Consider the following 15595-nt stretch of genomic DNA (forward strand, 5'->3'; position numbering starts at 1 on the left):
GGGGCGCGACCGCCTGCCGGCCCGGCCGGTGGACCGCTGTGAGGAATCAGGACGACCAATGGGTTTGATGCGTTATTCGACGGGGGCTGCGCTCGCGGCGCTCCTCCTCGCCGGTTCGGCCTATGGTCAGACGGCGCCCGCTCCGGCCGCCCAGCAGCCGACGGCCGCAGGCGCGCCTAACCCGGCGGCCGGAGACGGACCGGTTGCGGCCCGCGCCGCGCCTCAGTTCGAACTGGCCGACGGCATTGTCGCTACGGTTAATGACAAGATCATCACCGGCTATGATCTGCGCCAGCAGATGCTGATGCTGATCGCCTCGTCCCAGGTTCAGCCGACGGAACAGAATCTGCCGGCGATCCAGCAGGCGGCGCTGAACCGACTGATCGAAGAACGGCTGAAGGCCCAGGAAATCACCAAGTTCGAGACCTTGAAGGTCACCGACCAGGAGATCGACGAGGAAATCGCCCAGATGGCGCGCCAGGCCGGCGTCACGCCGGCCGCCTATATGGAGTTTCTCCAGCAGGGCGGCATTCAGCCCAGCGCCTTCCGCGAAAACCTGCGCACGGAGATCGGCTGGAGCCAGCTGGTGCCCGGCCGCTTCAACAGCCGCGCCCGACCCAGCACGCTTCAAGTCGAGCAGGAGCTGCGCCGCCTGAACGAGGCGGCGGCCCAGCCCCAGTATCTGATCGGTGAAATCTACATCGAAGCGGCGCGGGTCGGCGGCCAAGAGGCTGCGATGAACGGCGCCCGCCAGCTGGTGCAGCAGATCATTCAGGGCGCGCCCTTCCAGGCGGTCGCCCAACAGTTCTCCTCCGCCCCGTCCGCCTCGGCCCGCGTCCCCGGCGACGCAGGCTGGGTGGTCAAGGGCACGGTGCAGCCGGCCCTTCAGACCATCTTCGACCAGCTCCAGCCCGGCCAGCTGTCGAACCCCGTCCCGGTCGATGGCGGCGTCTACATCATCTATATGCGCGACAAGCGCGATGGCGCGGCCACCAGCCTGGTTTCAATGAAGCAGATGATGGTCGAACTGCCGGAATCGGCGTCAGAGGCCGAGCTCGCAGCGGCCACCCGGACTTTGGAAGGCCTCCGCCAGGGACTGAACTGCGACAACATCCTGTCCCAGGCGCGTGCGACCCAGGGCGTGATCGGCGCCGACCTGGGCGAATCGGACGTGGCCAATCTGGCGCCCCAGTTCCAGCAGTTCGCCCGCACCGGCGAGATCGGCTCGGTCTCGACCCCGATCCGCACACCGCTCGGGCTTCATCTGGTCGCCGTCTGCGGCCGTCGCGTCGGCGGTCCTGAGGCCCCCAATCGTCAGCAGGTCGAGAACCGCCTGCGCGGCCAGAACCTGGCGGTGCTGGAGCGTCGCTATATCCGCGATCTGCGCAACGACGCCCTGATCGAGTTCAAATGACCCGGCCTCTGGTCCTGACGCTGGGCGAACCCGCCGGCGTCGGGCCGGAGATCGTGGCCGCCGCCTGGCGGGCGCGTTCGGCCGACATGCTGCCGTTCGCCGTAATCGGCGACGCCGCCCTGCTTGAGGCGCAAGGGATCGCCGTCGCCGACGTCTTCACGCCCGGCGAGGCCGCCCAGCATTTCGAGCGGGCCCTCCCGGTCATTCACCGCGCCCTGCCTGCGCCGGTGACAGTCGGCCTTCCCGACCCGGTCAATGCGCCCTCGGTCGCCGACGGCATCGAAGAAGCCGTCAATTTCGCTCTGTCGGGCGAAGCCTCGGGTCTGGTCACCGCCCCCATCGCCAAGGCGCCTATGTACGCCTCGGGTTTCCGCTTTCCGGGCCACACCGAGTTCATCGCCGAACTGACCGCCGACGCCCCCTACGCCGGCACGCGGGGGCCCGTGATGATGCTGGCCGCCCGCGACCTGCGCGCCTGTCTGGTGACTATCCACGTCGCCCTGGATCAGGTTCCCGAGCTGATCACGGCCGAGCGGGTCGCCCGCACCGCCCGCGTCGTCCACGAAAGCCTGAAGCGCGACTTCGCCATCGCCCGCCCGCGCCTGGCCATGGCCGCCCTGAACCCCCACGCGGGCGAAGGCGGCGCCCTGGGGCTGCAGGAGATCGAGACCCTGATCCCCGTCGCCGAACAGCTGCGCGGCGAAGGGATCGACATCACCGACCCCAAACCCGCCGACAGCCTGTTCCACGACGACGCCCGCGCGACCTATGATGCGGTGATCTGCATGTACCACGACCAGGCCCTGATCCCGGTCAAAACCCTGGACTTCTGGGGCGGGGTCAATGTCTCCCTGGGACTGCCCGTCATCCGCACCTCGCCCGATCACGGCACGGGTTTCGACATCGCCGGCAAGGGGATCGCGCGTCCGGACAGTCTGATCGCCGCCGTTCGTCTGGCATCGGAGATGGCGGCGGCCCGCGCCGCGCGCTAACAGGGCGTGTGACCGACCTTCCCTCTCTCCGCGAAACCCTCGACGCCCACGGCCTGTCGGCGAAGAAGAGCTTTGGCCAGCATTTCCTGCTGGACCTGAACGTCACCCGCAAGATCGTCCGCCTGGCCGGCCCGTTCGACGGTCGCGCCGTGATCGAGGTCGGCCCCGGCCCCGGCGGCTTGACCCGCGCCCTGCTGGACTCCGACGCAGGCCCCGTGGTCCTCGTCGAAAAGGATCCGCGCTTCATTCCCCTGCTGTCAGAACTGGACGATGGCTCCGGTCGTCTGACGATCGTCGAGGCTGACGCCCTGAAGGTGAAGGAGGCGGATCTGGTCTCCGGCCCCGCCCATCTGGTCTCCAACCTGCCCTACAATGTCGGCACCGCCCTGCTGATCAAATGGCTGACCGGCCCCTGGCTGCCCCACAGCCTGACCCTGATGTTCCAGAAGGAGGTCGCCGAGCGCGTCGCCGCTGGGCCCGGCGAGGACGCCTACGGCCGCCTCGCCGTCATCGCCCAGGCCGTCTGCACCGCCCGCATCGTCATGCACCTGCCCGCCGCCGCCTTCACCCCGCCGCCCAAGGTGGCCTCGGCCGTGGTCCATCTGGTCCCGCTGGATGAGCGCCCGTCGCCTGAGCGCCTGAAGAAGTTGGAACGCGTCACCGCCGCCGCCTTCGGCCAGCGCCGCAAGATGCTGCGCTCCAGCCTGAAACAGCTCGGCGGCGCCGCCCTTTGCGGGGCCGCCGGCATCGAACCCGACGCCCGCGCCGAGACGATCGACGTGGCCGGCTTCCTCAGACTGGCGGACGCCCTGACATGACCGTCGAACCCTTCCGCGCCATCACCGTCAGCCGTCTGGCGCACCAGCTGAAAGCCGAAGGCCGGTCGATCATCCATATGGAATTCGGCCAGCCCTCCACCGGCGCGCCCGCTGCCGCCGTCGCCCGCGCACATCAGGTGCTGGACGCCGACGCCATGGGCTATTGGGAAAGCCCCGACCTGCGCGCCCGCATTGCTCACCTGTACCAGGACCGGTACGGCGTAACGGTCGATCCCGCCAACATCCTGCTGACCTGCGGGGCCTCGCCCGCCCTGGTCCTGGCGCTCAGCGTCCGGTTCAAGCCGGGCGACCGCATCGCCCTGGCCCGTCCCGGCTATGTCGCCTATCGCAACAGCCTGCGCGCCCTGCATCTGGAGCCGGTGGAGATCGCCTGCGGTCCCGAGACCCGGTTCCAGCTGACCGCCGCCCAGCTGGAGGCGCTCGATCCCGCTCCGGCCGGCGTCATCATCGCCAGCCCGGCCAATCCGACCGGGACCATCATCCCGGAGGCCGAACTCGCCGCCATCGCCGAGGTCTGCCGCGCGCGAAACATCGCCATCCTTTCGGACGAGATCTACCACGGCCTGTCCTACGCGGGCCCGACCCCGTCGATGCTGCAGTTCGCGCCGGACGCCCTGGTGATCAACAGCTTCTCCAAATACTGGAGCATGGCCGGCTGGCGGTTGGGCTGGCTGCTGGTCCCCGAGGCCCTGATCGAGGCCGCTCGCGCCTATATCGGGAACATGTTCCTGACCCCGCCCAGCCTCAGCCAGCACGCAGGCCTGGTCGCCATGGACGCGATCGACGAGCTTGAGGGCCATATCCAGACCTACGCCCGCAACCGCGAGCTGATGCTGGCGGCCCTGCCGGCGCTTGGATTGAGGAAGATCGCGCCGCCTGACGGCGCCTTCTACATCTGGGCCGACATCGGCCACCTGACGGACGACAGCGTGGCCTTCTGCGAACAACTGCTGCGCGATACCGGCGTGGCCACCGCGCCGGGCGTGGATTTCGACCCCGTCGATGGTCGACGCTACATCCGCTTCAGCTTCGCGGTCTCGACAGGGGAGATCAAGGCCGCGTTGGAACGAATCACGCCTTGGTTCGCCGCTCGAAATCCAGGCTGAGCCGATCCGCAAAAGGCGGCAGGCCCATGGTGGGTCGTACCTAAGCAATCGCCCCTAGGCCGATATTTACCCTCTGGAACCTGCCTTGTGGGAAAAGGAGTGCAGTTGCGTAGCGCATAGGACGACATCGCGTAGGACGCCCCCGCCGGCGCGATGTCGTCGCCGCTTCACAGCCGAAGACGACACTGCGGCGGCCTCTCCCCCCCTCCCGCCAGCCGCGGTGTCGTTGTTCGTCAGACAGGCTCGCGTAGCAGGGCGGCCTTGTAATCCCCCACCCACAGATTGCGGAACCGGCGCGATCGCTCGGCGTGATAGATGTGCGCCAGCTCGGCGTAGGACCGGTCAAAATCCTCGTTGACGATCACATAGTCGAAGGCGTCGCAGTGTTCGATCTCACCCTTGGCGTTGGCGACGCGGCGCTCAATGACATCGTCCGAGTCCTGCGACCGGGTGACCAGTCGTCGGCGCAGCTCTTCCAGGCTGGGCGGCAGGATGAAGACCCGCACCGCGTCCTCCGGGCATTTCTCGGCTACGTCACGCGCGCCCTGCCAGTCGATGTCGAACAGGACGTCACGTCCCTCAGCCAGGGCCCGATCGACCGGCCCGCGCGGGCTGCCGTACAGATTGCCGTGGACATCGGCCCATTCCAGGAAGGCGTCGGCGTCGATCAGCTTCTGGAACCGCTCGCGATCCACGAAATTATAGTCGCGACCGTCGACCTCGCCGGGACGGATGCCCCGCGTCGTCATCGACACCGACAGTTCCAGCCCCCCGTGGTCCGCCATCAACCGACGGCACAGCGACGTCTTGCCGGCGCCCGACGGGCTGGCGACGATGAGGAGGACGCCCCGGCGGGGCGAGCGTTCATTCGACATTCTGAACCTGTTCACGCAACTGTTCGATGACGGCCTTCAGCTCAAGGCCGATTCCAGTGAGCGCCGTCGTAGCCGATTTCGAGCAGAGGGTGTTGGCCTCGCGCATGAATTCCTGCAGCAGGAAGTCCAGTTTCCGTCCAGCCGGCGGCGCGGTCATCAGGTGGCGCGCCGCGGCGACATGGGCCGACAGCCGGTCCAGCTCCTCGCGCACGTCGGCCTTGGCCGCCAGCGACGCAGCTTCCAGAAAGATTCGCTCGTCCAGGCCCGGCGCAGCCGGCGCCAGTTCGGCCATACGGCGGCTGAACCGGTCGCGGATCGCCTCGACCTGCGCCTGGGCTTCGCCCTCGGCCGAGGCTACCAGGGCCTCAATTCGGTCGTTGAACCCGCCCAGCACGGGCGCCAGCTGGGCGCCCTCCGCATGACGCGCGCCCCTCAGGGCGTCCATCGCCTCTTCGACCGTCCGGCCGATGGCGGTCTCCAGCGCGGCGCGCGCCTCTGGATCGTCCGTCTCCTCAGGGGCCTCTATGACGCCGCGCAGGGCCAACAGGCCGTCCGCAGACGGGGGCGTCGCTCCTTCCTCCGCCAGCTCGTTCGCCAGGGTCAGATAGCGCGCCAGCAGCGGGGCGTTGATGGTGACCGCCGGCTCCGCCCCCTCCACCCGTCTGGCCTGGACGCCGACGGTGATCTGACCGCGCGCGAAGCGAGCCTGGGCGGCCGCCCTGACGGCGCGCTCCAGGGCGTCGAAACCGTTCGGCCCGCGGAACCGGACTTCGAGATTGCGCCCGTTCACCGACCGCGCCTCGACCGACCAGGTCCAGCCGCAGCCGGCGCCTTCGGCGCGGCCGAAGCCCGTCATGCCGGATATGCTCATCTCAGCTCCTGGCCGGCCCTCGGGGGCAGGGTGATCGTCGCCTGATCGGGGGCGCCGGGCGCTGCCGATTCGGCCTCCGCCGCGACCGGCGCCGGATCTTCGGGCGGCAGGCCGGCCTTCTGTCGCTCAATCTGACGCCAGCGCGCCACATTGCGCAGATGCTCTTCATAGGTGACGGCGAAGACGTGGCCGCCCGATCCGTCGGCGACGAAGAACAGGGCCGGATCCGCCGGCGGGTTCAGCACGGCCTCCAGCGCCTCCTTGCCCGGATTGGCGATGGGCGTCGGCGGCAGGCCGTCGATCTGATAGGTGTTCCAGGGCGTCTGGCGCTGCAGCTCGGATCGGCGGATGCCGCGACCCAGCGGCCGCCCCTGGGTCAGGCCGTAGACGATGGTCGGATCGCTCTCCAGCCGCATCCCCTGACGCAGTCGATTGGAGAAGACCGCCGCCACGCGCGGCCGCTCGGCCGCCAGCCCGGTCTCCTTCTCGACGATGGAGGCCAGGATCACCGCCTCTTCGGGGTTGCGCACCACGGTTCCCGGTCCGCGCCGGGCCCACAGCAGCCGCAGGTTCTCCTTGGCGGCGCGCTGCATCCGGTCGATGACCGACTGGCGGGTGTCGCCGCGTGACACCTCATAGGTGTCGGGCCACAGACTGCCTTCCTCAGGCGTCACCTCGACGGTTCCGGTCAGCACCGGCTCCTTGGCCAGGATGTCCAGCGCCTGGGCCGAGGACCAGCCTTCCGGCAAGGTCACGAAATGGCGCACCACCCGCCCCTCGACCAGCAGGTTCAGCACGCCGGCCAGCGAGGTCCCCGACGGCACCTCATATTCGCCGGCCCGCAGCTTGCGATCCGCCCCGGTGAAGGTGGCCGCCGCCTTGAACAGGTCGGTCGAACGGATCACCCCCGCCGCCTTCAGCTGGGCGGCGATGGCCGAGACGCCGGAGCCGCTGGCCAGGGTCACGACCGTCCGGTCCCCCTGCCGTGCGCCCGGGCCCGGCCCATAATAGACGCCCCAGACGATGGCGAGGGCGGCGATCAGGAACAGGCTGAAGGTCGCCGAGGCGGTCAGCAGGCTGACCGTCAGCCCCGACCGTTTCTCCATCCTCCTGTGACCCCGCCCCCGTCCGGACATGTCAGTCGACCTTCTTGAAGATCACCGAGGCGTTGGTGCCCCCGAAGCCGAAACTGTTGGACATGGCGACGTCGATCTTCATCGGCTTGGCCTTATTCGGCACCAGGTCGATCGGCGTCTCCATCTCCGGATCGTCCAGATTGATCGTCGGCGGCGCGACCTGATCCCGGATGGCCAGGACGCAGAAGGCCGCTTCGATGGCGCCTGCAGCGCCCAGCAGGTGGCCCGTCATCGACTTTGTCGAACTGACGGCCAGGTTCTTCGCATGGTCTCCGACCAGGCCTTCGATGGCCTTCAGCTCGATCCAGTCAGCCATGGTCGAGGTGCCGTGGGCGTTGACGTAGTCCAGGTCGGACGGTTGCAGGCCCGCCCGCTTCAGCGCCGCCTTCATGGCGCGCGCCCCGCCCTCGCCGTCCTCGGACGGGGCGGTGATGTGATAGGCGTCGCCGCTCATGCCGTAGCCGACGATCTCGGCGTAGATCGTGGCCCCGCGCGCCTTGGCGTGTTCGTACTCCTCCAGCACCAGGATGCCTGCGCCCTCGCCCATGACGAAGCCGGCGTGGCCCCGGTCATAGGGTCGCGAGGCCTTCTCCGGCGTGTCGTTATAGGCGGTGCAAAGCGCCTTGCAGGCCAAAAAGCCGGCGATGCCGATCGGCACGATCGAGCTTTCGGCCCCGCCCGCCACCATGACGTCGGCGTCGTCCAGGGCGATCATGCGCGCCGCATCGCCGATGGCGTGGGCGCCGGTGGCGCAGGCGGTCACCGCCGCATGGTTCGGCCCCTTCAGCCCGTGGCGGATCGAAATCTGCCCGCCGGCCAAATTGATCAGGGCGCTGGGGATGAAGAAGGGGCTGACGCGGCGCGGCCCCTGTTCCTTCAGCACCAGGGCCGTCTCGGCGATGGGACCCAGGCCGCCGATGCCGGAGCCGACCATGACGCCGGTTCGTTCCTTGTCCTCGTCCGTCTCGGGCTTCCAGTTGGCGTCATGCAGGGCCTCGTCCGCCGCCGCTATGGCGTACAGGATGAAGTCGTCGACCCGCTTCCGGTCCTTGGCGGACATGATCTTGTCGGGGTCGAAGTCGCCCTCGCCCCCGCCGCCGCGCCCGTCGACGCTCGGCACCTCGCCGGCGATGGTGCAGCCATAGCCCTCGGTGTCGAAGGCGGTGATCGGACCGATGCCCGACCGTCCCTCGACGATGCCCTTCCAGCTCTTGTCGACGCCCCAGCCCAGGGGGGTCAGCAGACCGATGCCCGTAACGACGACGCGGCGCATGGTGCGTGCTCCTTCAACTCCAATCCTGTCCCGGGGAATCACTGCGGATTCGCGTGGGTCAGAAACAGTAAAGGCCGCCGGGCGTCTCCGCTAGGAGCGCCGGGCGGCCCTGTGATCTGTCAGCCTGTCGGCCGCCAGTCGGGGCTGGATCAGCCCGCCGACTTTTCGTCGATGAACTTGACCGCATCGCCGACCGTCTGGATGTGCTCGGCGGCGTCATCCGGGATCTCGATGTCGAATTCTTCTTCGAAGGCCATCACCAGCTCGACGTTGTCGAGCGAGTCGGCGCCCAGGTCGTCGATGAAGCTGGCCTTTTCCGTGACCTTGTCCGGATCGGCGTCCAGGTGGTCGATGACGATCTTGCGAACGCGCTCGAGGGTGTCGGACATGAGTGTCTCTCTGCCTGTTTAAAATCGCCGTAGAGGCGGGGGTAGCTTCAGAAATCGCCGTCTCACGGCAGCGAAGGCGATGCAAGCCCGAAAGCCTGAACCGCCGATGCGTTCCTGCCCTTTAGCACAGGCTTTCGGGCAGGAAATAGGGTGTAGCGTGTCGTGATCGTGATCAGATCATCGCCATGCCGCCGTTCACATGCAGCGTCTGGCCCGTCACATAGGCCGCCTCGTCCGACGACAGATAGACGGCGGCGGCCGCGATCTCGTCGCCCGTGCCCAGCCGGCCAGCCGGAATCCGGCCCAGAATGGTCTCGCGCTGCTGGTCGTTCAGCACGTCGGTCATGGGCGAGGCGATGAAGCCCGGCGCGATGCAATTGACGGTGATCCCGCGCGACCCGACCTCCTGAGCCAGCGACTTTGAAAAGCCGATCATCCCGGCCTTGGAGGCCGAATAGTTGGTCTGGCCCGGATTGCCGGTGACGCCCACGACCGAGGTCACGCCGATGATCCGGCCCGAACGGCGCTTCATCATCCCCTTCACCGCGGCACGGGTCAGGCGGAAATAGCTCTCCAGATTGATCTGAATGACCGACTGGAAGTCCTCGTCCTTCATCCGCATCAGAAGGCCGTCCTTGGTGATGCCCGCATTGGCCACCAGGATGTCCAGCGGCGCGCCAGCCGCCGCCTCGGCCGCCGCGACCAGATTATCGACCGACTCGGGATCCGACAGGTTCGCCGTCGCGAAATGGGCGCGCTCGCCCAGTTCCTTGGCCAGATCCGCCAGCACCGCCTCGCGCGTGCCCGACAGCACCACGGTCGCGCCCTGGGCGTGCAGCGCCCGCGCCACCGCGCCACCGATCCCGCCCGTCGCACCGGTCACCAGCGCGGTCTTGCCTGCAAGATTGAACATAGTTCTTCTTCCTCTTCGGCTTCTGGTCAGCCCTGAATGACCGGCAGAATGCCCCAAACCAAAACCCACACGGCAAGCAGACAGGCGTAGCCGCTGATCAGCACTCCCCAACCCTTCCGGCCTTCAGTCACAAAACGCACGAGGAGTGCAAGCCCGCTGAATACAAAAACCAAGGCCGCCAGACCTACCAATACAATGCCCCAGGGGTCTCCATCTCTCGCACCGCCGGTGTAGCTTTCGTCGATGAGATGCAGAGTTCCCAGCACAGCCAGAAGGCCCGACGCGGCGACGAACACTAGCTGCCTGCGCAGGTTGGCCATTCTCAAGCCAACGAGGCGGCGAAGGCTTCCAGCTCTTCGGGCGTATTCAGCGGCAGACACTCGGCCTCCGGTGCGATCCGCTTGGCCATGCCGGTCAGCACCTTGCCCGAGCCGATCTCGACAAAGCGCGTCACGCCGCCCTCTCCCGCCATCCATTCCATGCTCTCGCGCCAGCGCACCCGGCCGGTCACCTGCTCCACCAGCAACCGGCGGATCACCTCAGGGTCGCTCTCCGGCCGCGCCAGCACATTGGCCACCACGGGCGCGACCGGCGCCAGAATGGTCGCCGAAGCCAACGCCGCCGCCATCTCGTCCGCCGCCGGCTGCATCAGCGGGCAGTGGAAGGGCGCCGAGACGTTCAGCGGGATCGCCCGCGCGCCCAGTTCCTTGGCCTTTTCGATAGCCCGGTCCACCGCCGCCTTCTCGCCCGAGATGACGATGTTGCCGGCGTTGTTGTCGTTGGCGACCACGCAGACGCCCAGTTCGGCGCCCGCCGCCGCTGCGGCCTCGGCCAGGGCCAGATCGGTCTTGGGGCCGATCAGCGAGGCCATCGCCCCCTGCCCCACCGGAACCGCGCGTTGCATGGCTTGGCCGCGAAGCTTCAGCAGCCGCGCCGTATCCGACAGCGAGATCGCGCCCGCCGCCGCCAGGGCCGAATATTCGCCCAGCGAGTGACCGGCCACATAGGCCGCCTTGGCCACGTCGAAATCGAACTCGACCTTCAGCGCCCGGATCACTGCGACCGACACGGCCATCAGGGCCGGCTGGGCGTTCTCGGTCAGGGTCAGCTGGTCCTCGGGGCCTTCGCGCATCAGCACCGACAGCTTCTGGCCCAGGGCCTCGTCCACCTCGGCGAAAACGTCTCGGGCGGAGGCGAAGGCGTCGGCCAGTTGCGCGCCCATGCCGACGGCCTGGCTGCCCTGTCCCGGAAACAGAAGTGCGAGGGTCATCGACCGCTCCCTGAATCATTGATCAAGAGCGCGGACCCCTAAGGCCAGACTTCCCTCAGGGCAAGCGGCCCCAGGTTCGGGGCCTCAGTCCGCCCGACGCGCAGAGACCCTGACCTGGACCTCGATCATCTTCGAAACCCAATCGCCGGTCGGATCCGACACCAGGCCCAGATTCAACGCCGTCCGGTCCAGTTGCAGCCGACCGGCCACCGTGGCGACGCCGTCGGCCTCGCGGAAGGTGAACGGCAGGACGACGCTCAGCCACGCGTCCTTGATTCTCAGCGTGCCCCTCGCCTCATACCGATCCCCGCCCAGGGCGCGGAACCCCGTCGTCTCGAACCGGGCGGTCGGATACTGGCCAGGATCGAACCATTCCGCGCCCTGCAAAGACCCCTCCTGGGTCGCATCGCCGGTGCGGGCCGAATTGGTCTGAACCGTAATCACCGCCTTGGACCCGGCCAGGTCTTGCGGATCGAACCGGATTCGCCCCTCCCACTGTTCGAACCGGCCCTTAAAGGCGGCGCCCGACTGGGTTCCGCCGAAGGCGATGCTGGAGACCGCGCGATTGATCGTCCAGACGCCGGCCTTGACGGCCGTCTCAGCGGGCGCCGCTTCAGCGACTGGCTCCGCCGCAGCTTCAGGCGCGGTTCCGGGCGCCGAAGCGGCGCTCGTCGAAACCGGCGCCGTGCGGCGCGTCTCCAGGCCGGACTTGGGATCGGGCCGCGCCGCCACCGCTCCGGCCATGGCCACGACCGCGATCAGGGCCACGCCCGCGCCCCGCTCGATCCAGGGCGAAGCCGGCGCGGTCTTTGGCGCCGCCGCCGACGCATGACGCTCCGCCGGCTTGAGGAAGGGCGCCATGTGCGCCAGCACCCCGTCGCGGTCCAGAAACTGGTGCTTCAACGCCGCCCCGACGTGCAGCACGATCAGGGCGACCGCCCCCCAGGCCATCGCCGCGTGCGCCCCCATGGCCTGGAAGGCCAGGGTCCGCCTGACGCCCGCCGACAGCTCGGCCACGCCCGGCAGATGCGGGATCGGGAACAGGCCGAACCAGCTGGTCGCCACCTCCAGCGCCCGGTCCAGCGCCACAGCCCATCCGGCGGACACATACAGCCACCCCGTCAGCGGCAGAGCCAGCATCAGGGCGTAGAAGGCCACATGGGTCGCATTGGCCGCAAAACGCTCCCATCGCTTCATTTCGCCCGGCAGGGCCAGCGGCCGATGCGTCAGCCGCCACACGATCCGCACCACGGTCAGGGCCAGAATCAGAAAGCCGATCGACTTGTGAATCTGGAACACCCGATAGGCCATGGCCTGGCTGTCTCGGTGTTCGACAGCGGCGGTCATCCACCATCCCATGGGAATCATCGACAGGATGCAGACGGCGATCGCCCAGTGCAGGGCGATGGCGACGGCGGAATAGCGATTGGGCGCGTTCATGGGCGGGAGATAACCAAGCGCGCTCCATATCGCAACAGCTACTGTAGCTGTTATTATCCCTAACCGTTGCTTCGTCCCCAAGATCGACGAATGTTCTTGCTATGTTCTCTTTTATGATCCACTGTTCCAGTCATGCAAACCGCCAAGGGAAGAGGCGCGCGTTCGAATGCGACAGGCCGTTACGAGCCCGAGCAGCATGAGTCGTTCGACGACGGCTGGACGAACGACGACGCCGAGGCCGCGCCGCTGCGCACCACCCTCACGCCCGAACACGCCCGCACCATCATCGCCCGGAACGACAGTCCCGACATCGGCTTCGACCGCTCCATCAACCCGTACAAAGGTTGCGAACATGGCTGTATCTACTGCTACGCCCGTCCGTCCCATGCCTGGATGGGCCTATCCCCGGGCCTGGATTTCGAGAGCCGGATCTTCTTCAAGCCCGAGGGCGCACGTCTGCTGGAACAGGCCTTCCTCGCCCCCCGATACCGGTGCAAGCGCATCCACATAGGCGGCAACACCGACCCCTATCAGCCGGTCGAACGCGAGCTGAAATCGACCCGTTCGATCCTCGAGGTCATGCGGCGGTTCAACCACCCCTTCAGCATCATCACCAAGTCGGTGCTGATCGCGCGCGACGCTGATATTCTGGGGCCGATGGGCCAGGCCGGCCTGGCGTCGGCCTTCGTCTCCATCACCACCCTGGACCGGGGCCTGGCCCGCGCCATGGAGCCCCGCGCCTCCACCCCGGCCAAACGGCTGGAGGCCATCAGCCGTCTCGCCGACGCCGGCTGCCCCGTCGGGGTCGGCTTCGCCCCGGTCATTCCCGGTCTGAACGACCACGAACTGGAATCGGTGCTCGAGGCGGCGGCCAAGGCGGGGGCGACGCGGGCCATGTACGTCACCCTGCGCCTGCCGCTCGAGATCAAGGATCTGTTTCGCGAATGGCTGGCCGACGCCCGCCCCGACCGCGCCGCCCGCGTCATGTCCCTGATCCGCCAGACGCGCGGGGGCAAGGACTACGACGCCGACTGGTCCCAGCGCATGAAGGGAACCGGCCCCGTCGCCGAACTGATCGGCGCCCGCTTCAAAGCCGCCGTCAAACGCTACGGCCTGGATGCGCCGCTGCGACCGCTCGACGAAACCCAGTTCCGCATCCCCGCCGACGCCCGGCCGCAGTTGGAGCTGTTCGGCTGAATCATGCGACGCTTGGCCGACGCTCGTAATCTTGACGGAAGACGCCCGCCTTTTCAGCCTGTTGAGAGCGTCAAACCACCCTGAACCCGGCGCTTTCCACTGGCGTGGTAAGGTCGTGAACAGGTCTTTGACAATTCAGCGCGTCGGGAAGCTCCCGCCAAAATGTGCACTAAAGTGCACTCATTTTTTCTTGAACGATCAGGCCTAGTCCGCCGCTGACGGATCGACGGCCCGTGTCACCAGATCGCGCCAGGTCGGGTCCGTGTCGTCGACCAGATCGACATCCTCCATCAGGGCCACCGCCCCCTCCCCGTCCGGCAGGATGAGGCCCAGGATCTCCATCGCCTCGCCGTCCGGCCCCAGATGGCTCTCGGCCTGGACGGCGACGGCCGCCTGTTCGCCGTCCTCCTCCCACCAGATCACCGGCTGGGGCAGGTCCATGGCGATGGGGCGCGGGTCGTCGGTCTCGCCCAGGGCGAAGACGGCTCGGCGCGCCTGGACGTCCTCCAGGGTCGCCACCGCCCCGACGAAGGGCTTCAACCGCCCCCAGTCGTCGGCGTCGAACCCGCCCCCGTCTTCGCCCAGAAAGCCATCTTCCAGCTCGTCATCCATAGGGCCTACCGCTTGAAAATACTGACGAGTTCGACATGGGCCGACCACAGGAACTGGTCCACCGGCGTGACCCGCTCCAGCCGGAATCCGGCGTCGATCAGCACTCGCGCGTCCCGCGCAAAGGTCTGGGGATTGCACGACACCCCGACCACGACAGCGGCCTTGGTCCCGGCGATCTGGGCCGTCTGGTCGATGGCCCCCGCGCGCGGCGGGTCGAACACGATGGCGTCGCACCCCTTCAGGTCATAGGGGGTCAGGGGCCGCCGGAACAGATCGCGCGCCTCGGCCGTGATCGGCTTCATCCCCTTGGCCGAGCCCACGCCCGCCTTCAGGGCCGCGATCCCCGCCTTAGACGCATCGGCCGCGATCACCGGCGCCACCGTCGCCAGCGGGAAAGTGAAGGTCCCGGCCCCGCAGAACAGATCGGCGATCTTTTTGGCGCCCTTCACCGCCGCCACGGCCCGCTCAACCATGGCCGCCTCGGCCTGGGGCACGGCCTGCAGAAAGCCCCCCGCCGGCAGGGGCACGGTGGCGGGGCCGAAGCCGATCAAGGGTTGACGCGCCATCATCAAGGCGTCGCCCGCGAGGCTCAGCCGCGCCAGATCGGCCCGCCGCGCCGCCTCTATGGCCCGCATCTGGGCGTCGGCCGACAGCCCCCCGCCCGAGCGCCGCTCGACCCCCGTCACATCCACGTCGAGCCCAGACAGGGTCGAGGTCACGTGCAGGGTCGGCGCCGACTTGGGATGCTCCAGAAAGGCCGCCGCCACCTCGGTCAGGGCCGGGATGGCGCGGATGATCCGGGAATCGGCCACCGGGCATTCCCGCACCTCGACCAGCCGCCACGACCGCCGCGCCTTGAAGCCCAGCACCACCCGGCCGTCCTGGGTTCGGCGCGCGTGCAGAGCCACCCGACGGCGCGTTCCGGTGGGACTCGCCACCGTCGCCTCAAGCTCGGTCTCGATCTTCTCGCGCGCCAGGGCCAGCCGCACCTGTTCGCGCTTCCACTCCAGATAGGGCCTGGCCGCCCAGTGTTGCAGCGAGCAACCGCCGCAGTCGCCGTACTGGGGCGACACCGGCGCGATCCGGTCTGGGCTGGGGGTCACGATCTCGACCTGCTCCAGCCGCCCGTCGACGACTTCCCCCCGCACCGTCTCCCCAGGCAGGGTCAGGCCCGCGAAGACCGGCCCCTGCGGCGTCTCGGCGACGCCGTCGCCCTGCCCGCCGACGCGGCTGATGGTAAAGGTCTGCATCGCCGGGCTTCTAGCCCC

General features: G+C 68.2%; 16 protein-coding genes. 5 read left to right on the forward strand and 11 right to left on the reverse strand.

Going from position 1 to position 15595, the window contains the following annotated elements; translation table 11 throughout:
- The first annotated feature begins 58 nt into the window (after positions 1-58).
- From ACZ5M6_RS11135 to ACZ5M6_RS11150, 4 genes are read left to right on the forward strand one after another with little or no spacing between them, the layout of a single operon-like run.
- Positions 59-1414 (forward strand): peptidylprolyl isomerase, encoded by a 1356-nt coding sequence (locus ACZ5M6_RS11135; protein WP_231681292.1) that lies wholly within the window; start codon positions 59-61, stop codon positions 1412-1414.
- Positions 1411-2406 (forward strand): 4-hydroxythreonine-4-phosphate dehydrogenase PdxA, encoded by a 996-nt coding sequence (gene pdxA / locus ACZ5M6_RS11140; protein ID WP_054765813.1) that lies wholly within the window; start codon positions 1411-1413, stop codon positions 2404-2406. The genes ACZ5M6_RS11135 and pdxA overlap by 4 nt, the downstream gene beginning before the upstream one ends.
- An 8-nt stretch (positions 2407-2414) precedes the next feature.
- Positions 2415-3224, forward strand: coding sequence for a 16S rRNA (adenine(1518)-N(6)/adenine(1519)-N(6))-dimethyltransferase RsmA (gene rsmA / locus ACZ5M6_RS11145; protein WP_464158634.1), 810 nt, complete (start codon positions 2415-2417; stop codon positions 3222-3224).
- Positions 3221-4351 (forward strand): pyridoxal phosphate-dependent aminotransferase, encoded by a 1131-nt coding sequence (locus ACZ5M6_RS11150; RefSeq protein WP_292136855.1) that lies wholly within the window; start codon positions 3221-3223, stop codon positions 4349-4351. The genes rsmA and ACZ5M6_RS11150 overlap by 4 nt, the downstream gene beginning before the upstream one ends.
- Positions 4352-4584: 233 nt before the next feature.
- Here ACZ5M6_RS11150 and gmk read toward each other — a convergent pair whose 3' ends face one another.
- From gmk to ACZ5M6_RS11195, 9 genes are all read right to left on the reverse strand, one after another.
- Positions 4585-5226, reverse strand: coding sequence for a guanylate kinase (gene gmk / locus ACZ5M6_RS11155; RefSeq protein ID WP_152950293.1), 642 nt, complete (start codon positions 5224-5226; stop codon positions 4585-4587).
- Positions 5216-6097, reverse strand: coding sequence for a YicC/YloC family endoribonuclease (locus tag ACZ5M6_RS11160; protein WP_464158636.1), 882 nt, complete (start codon positions 6095-6097; stop codon positions 5216-5218). The genes gmk and ACZ5M6_RS11160 overlap by 11 nt, the downstream gene beginning before the upstream one ends.
- A complete protein-coding gene (gene mltG / locus ACZ5M6_RS11165; RefSeq protein ID WP_464158638.1) occupies positions 6094-7203 on the reverse strand; it encodes an endolytic transglycosylase MltG in 1110 nt (369 codons plus the stop codon). The genes ACZ5M6_RS11160 and mltG overlap by 4 nt, the downstream gene beginning before the upstream one ends.
- A gap of 31 nt (positions 7204-7234) precedes the next feature.
- On the reverse strand, positions 7235-8506 hold the full coding sequence (gene fabF / locus ACZ5M6_RS11170; protein WP_464158639.1) for a beta-ketoacyl-ACP synthase II: 1272 nt from the start codon (positions 8504-8506) through the stop codon (positions 7235-7237).
- Positions 8507-8655: 149 nt separating this feature from the next.
- Positions 8656-8895 carry an acyl carrier protein gene (locus tag ACZ5M6_RS11175; protein WP_008264317.1) on the reverse strand — a complete coding sequence of 80 codons (240 nt, stop codon included), beginning with the start codon at positions 8893-8895 and terminating at the stop codon, positions 8656-8658.
- Positions 8896-9067: 172 nt separating this feature from the next.
- On the reverse strand, positions 9068-9808 hold the full coding sequence (gene fabG, locus ACZ5M6_RS11180) for a 3-oxoacyl-[acyl-carrier-protein] reductase (RefSeq protein WP_464158642.1): 741 nt from the start codon (positions 9806-9808) through the stop codon (positions 9068-9070).
- 26 nt (positions 9809-9834) lie between these two features.
- Complete coding sequence (locus ACZ5M6_RS11185) at positions 9835-10128, reverse strand: hypothetical protein (protein ID WP_464158644.1); 294 nt, start codon at positions 10126-10128, stop codon at positions 9835-9837.
- A 2-nt stretch (positions 10129-10130) separates the two neighbouring features.
- Positions 10131-11078 (reverse strand): ACP S-malonyltransferase, encoded by a 948-nt coding sequence (gene fabD, locus ACZ5M6_RS11190; protein WP_464158646.1) that lies wholly within the window; start codon positions 11076-11078, stop codon positions 10131-10133.
- 84 nt (positions 11079-11162) lie between these two features.
- Positions 11163-12518, reverse strand: a complete 1356-nt coding sequence (locus ACZ5M6_RS11195; protein ID WP_464158648.1) for a cytochrome b/b6 domain-containing protein — start codon at positions 12516-12518, stop codon at positions 11163-11165.
- A gap of 132 nt (positions 12519-12650) precedes the next feature.
- Between ACZ5M6_RS11195 and ACZ5M6_RS11200 the strand changes: the two genes are divergently transcribed.
- Positions 12651-13715 (forward strand): PA0069 family radical SAM protein, encoded by a 1065-nt coding sequence (locus ACZ5M6_RS11200; protein ID WP_464158650.1) that lies wholly within the window; start codon positions 12651-12653, stop codon positions 13713-13715.
- A 204-nt stretch (positions 13716-13919) separates the two neighbouring features.
- On the opposite strand, the gene ACZ5M6_RS11205 is transcribed toward ACZ5M6_RS11200, so the two are convergent.
- Both ACZ5M6_RS11205 and ACZ5M6_RS11210 read right to left on the reverse strand, forming a co-directional pair.
- Positions 13920-14327 carry a hypothetical protein gene (locus ACZ5M6_RS11205; RefSeq protein ID WP_464158652.1) on the reverse strand — a complete coding sequence of 136 codons (408 nt, stop codon included), beginning with the start codon at positions 14325-14327 and terminating at the stop codon, positions 13920-13922.
- 5 nt (positions 14328-14332) lie between these two features.
- Complete coding sequence (locus ACZ5M6_RS11210; protein WP_464158653.1) at positions 14333-15577, reverse strand: class I SAM-dependent RNA methyltransferase; 1245 nt, start codon at positions 15575-15577, stop codon at positions 14333-14335.
- Positions 15578-15595: the final 18 nt, after the last annotated feature.

It is taken from the genome of Brevundimonas sp. Br13, from assembly GCF_055391505.1.

Bases quoted from the DNA above. Each gene is read 5' to 3' on its own strand.
- ACZ5M6_RS11135 (WP_231681292.1), top strand. From the start codon at position 59: ATGGGTTTGATGCGTTATTCGACGGGGGCTGCGCTCGCGGCGCTCCTC.
- pdxA (WP_054765813.1), top strand. From the start codon at position 1,411: ATGACCCGGCCTCTGGTCCTGACGCTGGGCGAACCCGCCGGCGTCGGG.
- ACZ5M6_RS11150 (WP_292136855.1), top strand. From the start codon at position 3,221: ATGACCGTCGAACCCTTCCGCGCCATCACCGTCAGCCGTCTGGCGCAC.
- gmk (WP_152950293.1), bottom strand. From the start codon at position 5,226: ATGTCGAATGAACGCTCGCCCCGCCGGGGCGTCCTCCTCATCGTCGCC.
- ACZ5M6_RS11160 (WP_464158636.1), bottom strand. From the start codon at position 6,097: ATGAGCATATCCGGCATGACGGGCTTCGGCCGCGCCGAAGGCGCCGGC.
- mltG (WP_464158638.1), bottom strand. From the start codon at position 7,203: ATGGAGAAACGGTCGGGGCTGACGGTCAGCCTGCTGACCGCCTCGGCG.
- fabF (WP_464158639.1), bottom strand. From the start codon at position 8,506: ATGCGCCGCGTCGTCGTTACGGGCATCGGTCTGCTGACCCCCCTGGGC.
- ACZ5M6_RS11175 (WP_008264317.1), bottom strand. From the start codon at position 8,895: ATGTCCGACACCCTCGAGCGCGTTCGCAAGATCGTCATCGACCACCTG.
- fabG (WP_464158642.1), bottom strand. From the start codon at position 9,808: ATGTTCAATCTTGCAGGCAAGACCGCGCTGGTGACCGGTGCGACGGGC.
- ACZ5M6_RS11185 (WP_464158644.1), bottom strand. From the start codon at position 10,128: ATGGCCAACCTGCGCAGGCAGCTAGTGTTCGTCGCCGCGTCGGGCCTT.
- fabD (WP_464158646.1), bottom strand. From the start codon at position 11,078: ATGACCCTCGCACTTCTGTTTCCGGGACAGGGCAGCCAGGCCGTCGGC.
- ACZ5M6_RS11195 (WP_464158648.1), bottom strand. From the start codon at position 12,518: ATGAACGCGCCCAATCGCTATTCCGCCGTCGCCATCGCCCTGCACTGG.
- ACZ5M6_RS11200 (WP_464158650.1), top strand. From the start codon at position 12,651: ATGCAAACCGCCAAGGGAAGAGGCGCGCGTTCGAATGCGACAGGCCGT.
- ACZ5M6_RS11205 (WP_464158652.1), bottom strand. From the start codon at position 14,327: ATGGATGACGAGCTGGAAGATGGCTTTCTGGGCGAAGACGGGGGCGGG.
- ACZ5M6_RS11210 (WP_464158653.1), bottom strand. From the start codon at position 15,577: ATGCAGACCTTTACCATCAGCCGCGTCGGCGGGCAGGGCGACGGCGTC.